Consider the following 12,209-nt stretch of genomic DNA (forward strand, 5'->3'; position numbering starts at 1 on the left):
GTCAGGAAACGGTAGTACTGGTGGGTCGGGCTTCTGCCCGGCCCACCACTGTGTTTCACGTGGAACCGGTTGCGGACAGGATGCCGCATGGCCCTGACACCGGCCCCCGACGGCCCCTTCGCCGGACCCTCATGGCCCAGGTCGCCCGCCCTCATGGCCCAAGCGGGACCCCCTTTCGAGCTTCGATACTCGGTGCGTCATAATCTTCTTGTGAATGTGAACGCGTTCACAAGCGTGTCCCGGTTGCTCCGCTGATGTGTGTGACATAAGGGGCAAACTGCCGCTACCACGGCGATGTAAGGAGACTGCGACGTGGATTTGGCTCTGGCGCCGGAGACACTGGCGCGATGGCAGTTCGGCATCACCACCGTCTACCACTTTCTGTTCGTCCCGCTGACGATCTCGCTGGCCGCCCTGACGGCCGGGCTGCAGACCGCGTGGGTGCGCACGGGCAAGGAGAAGTACCTCAGGGCGACGAAGTTCTGGGGCAAGCTCTTCCTGATCAACATCGCGATGGGCGTGGTCACCGGCATCGTGCAGGAGTTCCAGTTCGGCATGAACTGGTCCGACTACTCGCGGTTCGTCGGTGACATCTTCGGTGCCCCGCTCGCCTTCGAGGCGCTGATCGCCTTCTTCTTCGAGTCGACCTTCATCGGTCTGTGGATCTTCGGCTGGGACAAGCTGCCGAAGAAGATCCATCTGGCCTGCATCTGGATGGTCTCGATCGGCACGATCCTGTCGGCGTACTTCATCCTCGCGGCCAACTCGTGGATGCAGCACCCGGTCGGCTACAAGATCAACAAGGTCAAGGGCCGGGCGGAGCTCACGGACTTCTGGGCCGTGCTGACCCAGAACACCGCGCTCAGCCAGGTCTTCCACACGCTGTCCGCGGCGTTCCTGACCGGCGGCGCGTTCATGGTCGGCATCGCCGCCTGGCACCTGTTCCGCAAGAGGCACATCTCCGTGATGAAGACCTCGCTGCGGCTGGGCCTGGTCACGGTCGTCATCGCGGGCCTGCTCACCGCGATCAGCGGCGACACCCTCGGCAAGGTCATGTTCAAGCAGCAGCCGATGAAGATGGCCGCGGCGGAGGCGCTCTGGAACGGCGAGGACTCGGCCCCGTTCTCCATCTTCGCGGTCGGTGACGTCGACAAGGGTCACAACAAGGTGGCCATAGAGATTCCGGGCCTGCTGTCCTACCTCGCCAACGGTGACTTCGGTTCTCACGTGCCCGGCATCAACGACGTCAACAAGGCCGAGCAGCAGAAGTACGGGCCGGGCGACTACCGCCCCGTCATCCCCGTCACCTACTGGGGCTTCCGCTGGATGATCGGCTTCGGCATGGCGTCCTTCGCCATCGGAGTGGCCGGACTGTGGCTGACGCGCAAGAAGTTCATGCTGCCGCAGCACCTGAGGGTCGGTGAGGACGAGGTCCCGCATCTGGTCCTGTTCAAGAACAAGGCGCTCAGCCCCAAGCTCGGCAAGCTGTACTGGATGCTGGCCATCTGGACGCTCGGCTTCCCGCTGATCGCCAACTCCTGGGGCTGGATCTTCACCGAGATGGGCCGGCAGCCCTGGGTCGTCTTCGGTGTCCTGCAGACCCGCAGCGCCGTCTCGCCCGGCGTCGGCCAGGGCGAGGTCCTCACCTCCATGATCGTCCTCACCCTCCTGTACGCCGCCCTCGCCGTCGTCGAGGTCAAGCTGCTCGCCAAGTACGTCAAGGCCGGGCCGCCCGAGCTCACCGAGGCCGACCTCAACCCGCCCACGAAGATCGGCGGCGACTCCCATGACGCCGACAAGCCGATGGCCTTCTCGTACTAGGCCCAGGGAGATCGAGACATGCAACTTCACGACGTCTGGTTCGTCCTCATCGCCGTCCTGTGGACCGGCTACTTCTTCCTGGAAGGCTTCGACTTCGGAGTCGGCATCCTGACCAAGCTGCTCGCCCGTGACCGGGCCGAGAAGCGCGTGCTGATCAACACGATCGGCCCGGTCTGGGACGGCAACGAGGTGTGGCTGCTCACCGCGGGCGGCGCGACCTTCGCCGCGTTCCCCGAGTGGTACGCCACGCTGTTCTCGGGCTTCTACCTGCCGCTGCTGATCATCCTGGTCTGCCTGATCGTGCGGGGTGTGGCCTTCGAGTACCGCGCGAAGCGGCCCGAGGAGCACTGGCAGCGCAACTGGGAGACCGCGATCTTCTGGTCCTCGCTCATCCCCGCGTTCCTCTGGGGCGTGGCCTTCGGCAACATCGTGCGAGGCGTGAAGATCGACAAGAGCTTCGAGTACGTCGGCACCTTCTGGGACCTGCTCAACCCGTACGCCCTGCTCGGCGGCGTCGTCACCCTGACGCTGTTCACCTTCCACGGGGCGGTGTTCACGGCGCTCAAGACGGTCGGCGACATCCGCGAGCGGGCGCGGAAGCTGGCCCTGCAGGTCGGGCTCGTCACCGCCGTGGCGGCGCTGGTCTTCCTGCTGTGGACCCAGGTCGACAGCGGTGACGGCAAGAGCCTGGTCGCGCTGATCGTGGCCGTGGCCGCCCTGGTCGGGGCGCTCGCGGCGAACCAGGCCGGGCGCGAGGGATGGTCGTTCGCCCTGTCCGGGGTCACGATCGTGGCCGCGGTGGCGATGCTCTTCCTGTCGCTCTTCCCGAACGTCATGCCGTCGTCGCTCAACAGCGACTGGAGCCTGACGGTCACCAACGCCTCGTCGAGCCCCTACACCCTGAAGATCATGACCTGGTGCGCGGCCGTCGCCACGCCGATCGTGTTGCTCTACCAGGGCTGGACCTACTGGGTGTTCCGCAAGCGGATCGGCACGCAGCACATCGCAGAGGCCGTGCACTGATTCCGGTTTGGGGCATGTTTCACGTGAAACATGCCCCATGAGAAGAGAGTGTGTTTCACGTGAAACCGATCGACCCGCGTCTGCTCCGGTACGCACGTGCCACCCGGCTGTTCATGGTGGCGGTCGTCGGCCTGGGTGCCGTCGGAGCGGCGCTGGTCATCGCGCAGGCGATGCTGATCGCCGAGACGGTGGTCGGTGCCTTCCAGCACGGTCTGTCGGTCGGTGAACTGCGCACTCCCCTGCTGTTGTTGGCGGCCGTGGCCGGTGGCCGCGCCCTGGTCTCCTGGCTCACCGAACTCGCCGCCCACCGGGCGAGCGCCGCCGTGAAGTCGGAACTGCGGGGGCGGTTGCTGGAGCGGGCCGTCGCGCTGGGACCCGGCTGGCTGAGCGGCCAGCGGACCGGTTCGCTCGTCGCCCTGGCCACCCGAGGGGTCGACGCCCTCGACGACTACTTCTCCCGCTACCTGCCGCAGCTGGGCCTCGCGATCGTCGTGCCCGTGGCCGTGCTGGCCCGGATCGTCACCGAGGACTGGGTCTCGGCGGCGATCATCGTGGGCACCCTGCCCCTCATCCCGGTCTTCATGATCCTCATCGGCTGGGCCACCCAGTCCCGGATGGACCGCCAGTGGCGGCTGCTGTCCCGGCTGTCCGGACACTTCCTGGACGTGGTGGCCGGGCTGCCGACGCTGAAGGTGTTCGGGCGGGCCAAGGCGCAGGCCGAATCGATCAAGCGCATCACCGGCGAGTACCGGCAGGCGACCATGCGGACCCTGCGGATCGCCTTCATCTCGTCCTTCGCGCTGGAGCTTCTCTCCACCCTGTCGGTGGCGCTGGTCGCGGTGACGATCGGCATGCGGCTGGTCCACGGCGAGATGGACCTGTACATCGGGCTCGTCATCCTGGTGCTGGCGCCCGAGGCGTATCTGCCGTTGCGCCAGGTGGGCGCGCAGTACCACGCGGCGGCCGAGGGGCTGGCGGCGGCCGAGGAGATCTTCGCCGTCCTGGAAGCTCCCGTGCCGGCGTCCGGCACGGCGGCCGTGCCGGAGGGACGCATCGCCTTCGAGGGGCTGACGGTCCGGTACCCGGGGCGGGCCGAGGACGCCGTGTCGGAGGTGTCCTTCGCCGTCGAGCCCGGGGAGACGGTCGCGCTCGTCGGCCCGAGCGGCGCGGGCAAGTCGACGCTGCTGCACGTGCTGCTGGGCTTCGTGCCGGTGACCGAGGGCCGGGTACGGATCGGCGGTGTGGATCTCGCGGACGCCGACCTCGGGCAGTGGCGGTCGCGGGTCGCGTGGGTGCCCCAGCGGCCGCACCTGTTCGCCGGAACGATCGCCGAGAACGTACGGCTGGCCTGCCCGGACGCCGACGACGCGGCCGTGCGGCGGGCGTTGGGGGACGCCGGAGCGCTGGAGTTCGTGGACGCGCTGCCCGCCGGGACCGACGCCCTGCTCGGTGAGGACGGCGCGGGTCTGTCCGCCGGTCAGCGCCAGCGGCTCGCGCTGGCCCGGGCGTTCCTGGCGGACCGGCCCGTGCTGCTTCTCGACGAACCGACGGCCGCGCTGGACGGCGCGACCGAGGCCGAGGTCGTGCAGGCGGTGCGGCGGCTGGCAGTGGGACGCACCGTGCTGCTGGTCGTGCATCGTCCGGCACTGCTGGGAGTGGCGGACCGGGTGGTGAGGCTGGAGGAGCCCGCCGTGCCCGCCGTCGTCGAGGGGCGGCCCTCCGCGGCTCCGCGCGCCGGGCAGCCGGCCGTGGTGTCCGACACCGCCCAGGGCGAGGCCGCGGCAGGCGAGCCGGCCGCCGCTCCCGGCGGTGTCCTCGCCCGGGTCCGTGCCATGTCCGGCCCCCGCCGCAGCCGCCTCGCGCTCGCCCTGCTGCTCGGCGCTCTCGCCCTCGGCAGCGCCGTCGGCCTGATGGCCACCTCCGGATGGCTGATCTCGCGGGCCTCGCAGCAGCCGCCGGTGCTGTACCTGATGGTGGCCGTGACGGCGACGCGGGCCTTCGGCATCGGACGGGCCGTCTTCCGCTACGCCGAGCGGCTGGTGTCGCACGACGCGGTGCTGCGCATGCTGGCCGACACCCGCGTCGCCGTCTACCGGCGGCTGGAGCGGCTGGCCCCCGCGGGGCTGCGCCGTACCCGCCGCGGCGACCTGCTCTCGCGGCTCGTCGCCGACGTGGACGCGCTGCAGGACTACTGGCTGCGCTGGCTGCTGCCCGCCGGTGCGGCCGCGATCGTGTCGGCGGGCGCGGTCGGCTTCACCGCGTGGCTGCTGCCCGAGGCCGGTGCGGTGCTCGCCGCGGGCCTGGTGGCGGCCGGTGTCGGCGTCCCGCTGGTCACCGGTGCCGTGGCCCGCCGGGCCGAGCGCAGGCTCGCCCCCGCCCGGGGGGAGCTGGCGACGCGCGTGACCGACCTGCTCACCGGCACCGCGGAGCTGACGGTCGCCGGTGCTCTGCCCTCCCGTACCGCCGAGGCTCGACGGGCGGACGGTGTCCTCACCCGGATCGCCTCGCGGGCCGCCACCGCCACCGCGCTCGGCGACGGACTGACCGCGCTGATCTCGGGCCTGACGGTGGCCGCCGCCGCCCTCGCGGGCGCCCAGGGCGTCGCGGACGGCAGGCTGAACGGCGTGGCGATGGCGGTCGTGGTCCTCACCCCGCTGGCCGCCTTCGAGGCCGTGCTGGGGCTGCCGCTGGCCGTGCAGTACCGGCAGCGGGTGCGCCGCAGCGCGGAGCGCGTGTACGAGGTGCTGGACGCGCCGGAGCCGGTGCGGGAGCCGGAGGCGCCCCGGCAGGCGCCCGCCACCCCCTTCCCCCTGACCGTCACCGGTCTGACGGCCCGGCACGCCGGGCAGGACCGGGACGCGCTCGCCGGCCTCGACCTCACCCTCGACCAGGGCCGCCGGATCGCGGTGGTCGGCCCGTCCGGCTCCGGAAAGACGACGCTGGCACAGGTGCTGCTGAGGTTCCTGGACGCGGACGCGGGCGCGTACACGCTGGCCGGCGTCGACGCGTACGCGCTCGACGGCGACGACGTACGGCGGCTGGTCGGGCTGTGCGCCCAGGACGCGCACCTCTTCGACAGCTCGGTGCGCGAGAACCTGCTGCTGGCGAAGAAGGACGCCACCGACAGCGAGCTGCGGGACGCGCTGCGGCGGGTGCGGCTCCTCGAGTGGGCGGACGGTCTGCCCGACGGCCTCGACACGCTCGTGGGAGAGCACGGGGCGCGGCTGTCCGGTGGCCAGCGGCAGCGGCTGGCACTCGCGCGGGCGCTCCTCGCCGACTTCCCCGTGCTGGTGCTCGACGAGCCGGCCGAGCATCTCGACCTGGTGACCGCGGACGCGCTCACCGCCGATCTGCTGGCCGCCACCGAGGGCCGTACGACGCTGCTCATCACCCACCGCCTGGCCGGGCTGGAAGAGGTCGACGAGGTCGTCGTCCTGGAGGCGGGCCGGGTGGCGCAGCGCGGGGCGTACGCGGAGCTGGCCGCCGTGCCGGGGCCGTTGCGGGACATGGTGCGCCGGGAGGCCGAGGCGGAGTCGCTGGTGGGCACGGCGTAGAACGGGCGCCGTCAGGACCTCGACCAGACGATCTCGACTTTCCGTGACAAAGGGGGCTGATTACTCTCGGGGCATGTCCGTGGCGTCATCCTCCGGTCCTGGGCGGTCCGCCGAGCGGGCCGCCCGTGTGCCGCGGTTGCTGGAGGCGGTGCTCTCGGTCGGCAGCGGGCTCGAACTGCACTCCACGCTGGACCGCATCTGCGCGACCGCGGCCGGTCTGACCGGCGCCCGGTACGCGGCCATCGGGGTCGTCGACGAGGACGGCGACGGCCTGGCGGACTTCGTGCACCACGGGGTCGACGAGGCCACCGCCCGGCGGATCGGGCGGTTGCCGGACGGTCGTACCGGGCTGCTCGGCGCGCTGATCCGGGACGAGCAGCCGGTGCGGCTCGCGGATCTCGCACAGGACCCGCGCGCGTGCGGCTTCCCCGAGCACCATCCGCCGATGCGCGCCTTCCTGGGGCTGCCCATCCGGGTGCAGGGCGAGGTCTTCGGCAATCTGTATCTGGCGGAGAAGCGGGACGGGCAGCCGTTCGACGACGACGATCTCGACATGGTCCGGGTCCTGGCCGCGGAGGCCGGGATCGCCGTGGGCAACGCCCGTCTGTACGAGGCCGCCGAGCAGCGCGAGCGATGGATCGACGGATCGGTCGCCGTCACCACGGCCCTGCTGTCCGGGGACGACGCCGACGACGCGTTGCAGGTCGTCGCGGAGCAGGCCCGCCGGCTGTCGGGATCGGCCGCCGGGGCCGTGCTGCTGCCCGCCGACGAGGGCGGCCTGGAGATCGTCGCCGTGGCGTCGCACCGGCCGTCGGCCCTGCTGGGCGCGGTCGTCCCGGCGGAGAACGAACTGATCGCCGAACTCCTCGCCGGAGAGCCGGTGTTCGTGGCGGACGCGAGCACCGACCCGCGGATGACGACCGAGTACGGCCGCGCCTACGGGCCCGTCATGATGGTGCCCCTGCAGAGCGCCGGCCGCGTCCTGGGCGCCCTCGTCACACCCCGGGCACGCGGAGAGCGGCCCTTCACGCGAACCGAGCGGACTCTGGCCGTCCAGTTCGCCTCGCATGCCGCGCTCGCGCTGATGATGGCCGAGGCACACCGCGACCGGGAGCAACTCGCGGTCTACGAGGACCGCGACCGAATCGCCCGGGACCTGCACGACCTGGTCGTCCAGCGGCTGTTCGCGACCGGGATGATGCTGGAGAGCGCGCAGCGCCGGTCGCGGGTGCCCGAGGTGCGTGCGGGCGTCGGCCGGGCGGTCGGCGAACTCGACGTCACCATCCAGGAGATCCGCACCGCGGTCTTCGCGCTGGAGCAGGGCCCGGCCGAGGCTCCCGCGGGCCTGTGCTCGCGGGTGCTGCGGGAGATCGACACCGCCGCGGTCCCGCTCGGCTTCATGCCCTCGCATCGCTTCGTCGGTGCCGTCGACGCCCTCGTGGGCGACCTCACCGGCAAGAACCTCGTCGCGGCCCTGCGCGAGGCCCTCTCCAACGCCTTCCGGCACGCCGGGGCCGGTCGGATCGACGTGGAGGTCGACGCGACGGCGACGCTGCCGGACGGGCGTCCCGGCGTCCGGCTGACCGTCGCCGACGACGGCGTCGGCATTCCTCCCGGTGGCCGGCGCAGTGGCCTCGGCAACCTCGAACGGCGCGCGCGATCCCTCGGCGGCGACAGCCGGCACGGGCCGGGACTCGGCGGGGGCGGTGGCGGTACGACGGTGGTGTGGGAGGCGCCGTACTGAGTCGTGCGGGCTCGCCCGAACGCTGCCCGCACGACGTCGGCCGGGCGGGCTATGCGCGCTGCGCCAGCATCCGTTCGATGATGACCGCCACCCCGTCGTCGTTGTTGGCGACCGTGCGGCCCGAGGCGGCGGCGATGACGTCCGGGTGGGCGTTGCCCATGGCGTACGACCGGCCCGCCCAGGTCAGCATCTCGACGTCGTTCGGCATGTCGCCGAAGGCGACGACCTCCTCGTGGGAGATGCCGCGCTCGGCGCAGCACAGGGCGAGCGTGCTGGCCTTGGAGACGCCGGGGCCGCTGATCTCCAGCAGGGCGCTGGGGCTGGACCGGGTGACGTTGGCGCGGTCGCCGAGGGCGAGGCGGGCGGTGGTGAGGAAACCGTCCGGGTCGAGCGTGGGGTGGTAGGCGAGGATCTTCAGTACGGGCTCGGCGGCACCGGGGCCGTCCGGCGCGAGCAGGTCCTCGGCCGGCGCGAGTTCGTCCGGGATCTCCATGTGCAGCTTGGGGTAGTCCGGCTCCTGGTGGAAGCCGTAGGTCTGCTCGACCGCGTACACCGTGCCGGGCGCCGCCTCGCGCAGCAGCCGTACGGCGTCCAGCGCGTTCTGCCGCGCCAGCTCCCGCACCTTCACGAACCGGTGGGCGCCGGGGCCGCCGTGCAGGTCGACCACGGCGGCGCCGTTGCCGCAGATCGCCAGGCCGTGGCCGTGGACGTGGTCGCTGACGACGTCCATCCAGCGGGCCGGGCGGCCGGTGACGAAGAAGACCTCGACACCCGCCTCCTCGGCGGCGGCGAGGGCGGCGACCGTGCGGGGGGAGACCGATTTGTCGTCCCGCAGCAGGGTGCCGTCGAGATCGGTGGCTATGAGCCGGGGCGGGACGGCTGCGGCCGGGGTCTCGGGCTGTCGAGTCGCTGAGGTCACCCGCCCATTCTCCCGCATATGCCCGCACGCCCGTGCGGGAGTCCGCGCAGGTGAGTGGTTACCGTCCTCACCTGCACCGTCACCCCCTGTCGGCTCAGCCGAGGCGGCCCGCGGCTTCCATGGCGATCTGCTCGAAGACCTTCTCGTCGGCGGCGAAGTCCGAGTCCGGGATGGGCCAGTGGATCACGATCTCCGTGAAGCCCAGGTCACGGTGGCGGCCGGCGAAGTCCACGAACGCTTCCAGCGACTGCAGCGGGCGGGCGCGGTCCGGGGTGAAGCCGGTGAGCAGGATGCGGTCCATTCCGGCCACGTCCCGGCCGATCTCGGCGCAGGCGTCCGCCAGCTTCTCGGACTGTCCGCGCAGGGCCCGGACCGACTGCTCGGGCGTGCCGTTCTCGTACAGCCGGGGGTCACCGGTGGTCACCCACGCCTGTCCGTGGCGCGCCGCGAGCCTCAGTCCGCGCGGCCCGGTCGCGGCCACCGCGAAGGGCAGCCGGGGGCGCTGCACGCACCCGGGGATGTTGCGCGCCTCGTGCGCCGAGTAGTAGTCGCCCTCGTACGACACCGCGTCCTCGGTCAGCAGCCGGTCCAGCAGCGGCACGAACTCGGCGAGCCGGTCGGCCCGCTCGCGCGGCGTCCAGGGTTCCTGGCCGAGCGCGGTGGCGTCGAATCCGGTGCCGCCCGCGCCGATGCCGAGCGTGACGCGGCCGCCCGAGATGTCGTCGAGGGAGATCAGCTCCTTGGCGAGGGTCACCGGGTGCCGGAAGTTCGGCGAGGTCACCAGCGTGCCCAGGCGCATCCGGTCGGTCACACCGGCCGCCGCGGTCAGCGTCGGCAGGGCGCCGAACCACGGGCCGTCCCTGAAGCTCCGCCAGGACAGGTGGTCATAGGTGTAGGCGGTGTGGAAGCCGAGTTGCTCCGCCCGCTGCCATGCCGAACGGCCGCCCTCGTGCCAGCGGCGGTGGGGGAGGATCACGGTGCTCAGACGCAGACTCATGAACCGAGCGTATGCGCCGCAGGGGGTTTCACGTGAAACAGTCACCGTCCGTCATCGCACGCGGCCGCTGAGCCAGGGCGTGAGGGTGAGCATCGGCAGGTACTCGCGGTGGGTGCGGTCCTGCGGCAGCGGCACGATCAGGAAGTAGCCGGGCGGAAACCGGCGGGCCTTGACGAAGGCCCGGCCGTCGAAGAGGGAGCGGAGGAAGGCCGACACGTCGTCGCGGGCGATGTCCGGGCACTCGACGCCCTCGACGGTGATCAGTGCGTCGTCGTCCGGGTAGAGCCGGACGCCGACCCGGGGCAGGCCGCCGAACTCGGCGTAGGCCTCGTGCGGCAGGGAGCCGTCCGGGTCGGTGGTGACGCCGACGCCCGCGGCGCTGCGGCGGGAGGTCTGGTCGGCGCCGATGTCGTGGGTGACCTCGATCTCGCGGCCGTACTCCGCGGCGAGGGCGCGCAGCGCGGTGACGGCGGTCTCGGTGGTCGGGAAGTGGTCCATACCTCTGATCATGCCGGGGTCAGTGCGGTTCGGGGAACCGCAGGTACCGCGGCGGTACGGCGCGCGTCAGCCACACGCCGTTCTCGCTGACGTGGAAGACATGGCCGTCGCGGTGCATGGCGCCCGCGTCCACACTGAGCACGACGGGCCGGCCGCGCCGGGCGCCGACGCGGGTGGCCGTCTCGCGGTCGGGCGAGAGGTGGACGTCGTGCCGGTTCATCGGGCGCAGCCCTTCTGCGCGGATCGCGTCCAGGTTGCGGGCGACGGTGCCGTGGTAGAGGTACGGCGGCGGGGTCGCCGGGGCCAGCCCGAGGTCGACGTCGACGCTGTGTCCCTGGCTGGCGCGGATCCGGGTGCCTTCGACGGCGAAGCGCTTCTTGTCGTTGTGCGCGACGACGTGGTCCAGTTCCTCGCGGGTGAAGCGGAAGCCATGGGCGGCGGCCGCGGCGATCAGTACGTCGATCTCGACCCAGCCCGCCTCGTCGAGGCTCAGCCCGATCCGCTCGGGCTGGTGGCGCAGGTGCTTCGAGAGGTACTTCGACACCTTCACGGTGCGTCGTTCGTCCATCCGCTCAGGATGGCGGGAGAGACGCGGATCACGCAGACAATTTTTCGTCCGCAGGTTTGATCCACAACCAACTGTAGTTATCCACAGGCTACTTGGCGATTCTGTGGACAACTACCTTTACATGTCAGCCCTGTTCGTCAAGATCAGCAGGGGCCCGCCCCTTTGACGTGAGCGCGTCCAACTCCCTTGCCCGTACCTCGCGTTCGGCCGCCAGCGCCACGAACTCCGCGACCCGCTCCGCTCCAACCAGCCCTTCCACGGCCCTGATCGTCTCCTCCGGCAGGGCCACGGAGCGTGAGGTCGGACGCTTCTGCGGCGTCTCCCCCGCACCCAGCTGCCGGCGCAGCTGCCGCACCGCCAACGACCGCATGGCCCGCGCGAGTTCGGCGTCGACCGTCTGCTGGGCCAGGGGCCGCAGTCGCCGTACGAGCGAGGCCGCCTCGGCCGCGTCCGCGTCGGTCGGGCGGTGCGGTCCCTGGAGGTAGCGCGCGAAGACGTGCTCGGTGGTGAACTCCAGGAACCGGGAAGCGATGTGCTCGACCTGCCCCCTCAACTCCCGCAGATGACCGGCGATCGCGGACAACGGCACCCCGGCGCCGTGCAACTCGACCGCCACGGCGAGCTCTTGGGGGCTCGGCACGAGGAAGCAGTCGTCGTCGCCGGGCACCGGCTCCAGCACGCCGAGTTCCACGGCGTCGGCGACGGCCTCGTCGTCGGGGGACCCGCCGAACCGCTCGTCCAGCTCGGCGCGGGAGATCCGCACGGCCTCCTCGTCGGTCCACGGACCGTCCACCTCGGCGACCAGCCCGAGGACCCCGCCCAGGCCCCGGCCGGTGTCCCACGCCTCCAGAAGCTCTTTGATGGAGGCCAGGCCGTAGCCGCGGTCGAGGAGGTCGGCGATCTGGCGCAGACGGGCCAGATGGGCGTCGGAGTAGAGGTTGGCGCGGCCGCGGCGCTCGGGGCGGGGCAGGAGGCCGCGGTCCTGGTAGGCGCGGATGGTGCGGACGCTGGCGCCGCTGACGTGCGCCAGGTCCTCGATCCGGTAGACGGCCGCCTCGGTCACGGCGCGGTCCGGGCAGGCCGCC

Annotated in this window: 9 protein-coding genes; 4 read left to right on the forward strand and 5 right to left on the reverse strand. The window is 71.7% G+C overall.

Features of this window, described 5'->3' with window-relative positions; translation table 11 throughout:
• Nucleotides 1-312: 312 nt before the first annotated feature.
• The 4 genes from M8J74_RS07345 to M8J74_RS07360 all read left to right on the forward strand — a co-directional run bounded on the left by M8J74_RS07345 (nt 313) and on the right by M8J74_RS07360 (nt 8,142).
• Nucleotides 313-1,821: a cytochrome ubiquinol oxidase subunit I gene (locus M8J74_RS07345; protein ID WP_249835628.1), complete on the forward strand. Its 1,509-nt coding sequence runs from the start codon at nt 313-315 to the stop codon at nt 1,819-1,821.
• 18 nt (nt 1,822-1,839) lie between these two features.
• A complete protein-coding gene (gene cydB, locus M8J74_RS07350) occupies nt 1,840-2,844 on the forward strand; it encodes a cytochrome d ubiquinol oxidase subunit II (protein WP_058924346.1) in 1,005 nt (334 codons plus the stop codon).
• A 59-nt stretch (nt 2,845-2,903) separates the two neighbouring features.
• Nucleotides 2,904-6,398 carry a thiol reductant ABC exporter subunit CydD gene (gene cydD, locus M8J74_RS07355; RefSeq protein WP_249835629.1) on the forward strand — a complete coding sequence of 1,165 codons (3,495 nt, stop codon included), beginning with the start codon at nt 2,904-2,906 and terminating at the stop codon, nt 6,396-6,398.
• Nucleotides 6,399-6,471: 73 nt separating this feature from the next.
• The gene (locus M8J74_RS07360; RefSeq protein ID WP_249835630.1) at nt 6,472-8,142 is read left to right on the forward strand and encodes a GAF domain-containing sensor histidine kinase; all 1,671 of its coding nucleotides are present in this window, start codon (nt 6,472-6,474) and stop codon (nt 8,140-8,142) included.
• A 49-nt stretch (nt 8,143-8,191) separates the two neighbouring features.
• On the opposite strand, the gene M8J74_RS07365 is transcribed toward M8J74_RS07360, so the two are convergent.
• The 5 genes from M8J74_RS07365 to M8J74_RS07385 form a co-directional block, all read right to left on the reverse strand.
• Nucleotides 8,192-9,079: an HAD hydrolase family protein gene (locus tag M8J74_RS07365; RefSeq protein ID WP_249835631.1), complete on the reverse strand. Its 888-nt coding sequence runs from the start codon at nt 9,077-9,079 to the stop codon at nt 8,192-8,194.
• A 76-nt stretch (nt 9,080-9,155) separates the two neighbouring features.
• Complete coding sequence (locus M8J74_RS07370) at nt 9,156-10,058, reverse strand: LLM class flavin-dependent oxidoreductase (RefSeq protein ID WP_249835632.1); 903 nt, start codon at nt 10,056-10,058, stop codon at nt 9,156-9,158.
• Nucleotides 10,059-10,109: 51 nt separating this feature from the next.
• Complete coding sequence (locus tag M8J74_RS07375; RefSeq protein ID WP_249835633.1) at nt 10,110-10,556, reverse strand: hypothetical protein; 447 nt, start codon at nt 10,554-10,556, stop codon at nt 10,110-10,112.
• A gap of 19 nt (nt 10,557-10,575) precedes the next feature.
• The gene (locus M8J74_RS07380; RefSeq protein ID WP_249835634.1) at nt 10,576-11,124 is read right to left on the reverse strand and encodes an RNA 2'-phosphotransferase; all 549 of its coding nucleotides are present in this window, start codon (nt 11,122-11,124) and stop codon (nt 10,576-10,578) included.
• A 124-nt stretch (nt 11,125-11,248) separates the two neighbouring features.
• Entirely contained in the window at nt 11,249-12,187 is a 939-nt protein-coding gene (locus tag M8J74_RS07385) for a MerR family transcriptional regulator (RefSeq protein WP_249835635.1), read from the reverse strand.
• Nucleotides 12,188-12,209: the final 22 nt, after the last annotated feature.

The organism is Streptomyces panaciradicis (assembly GCF_023516615.1).
Lineage (GTDB): Bacteria > Actinomycetota > Actinomycetes > Streptomycetales > Streptomycetaceae > Streptomyces > Streptomyces panaciradicis.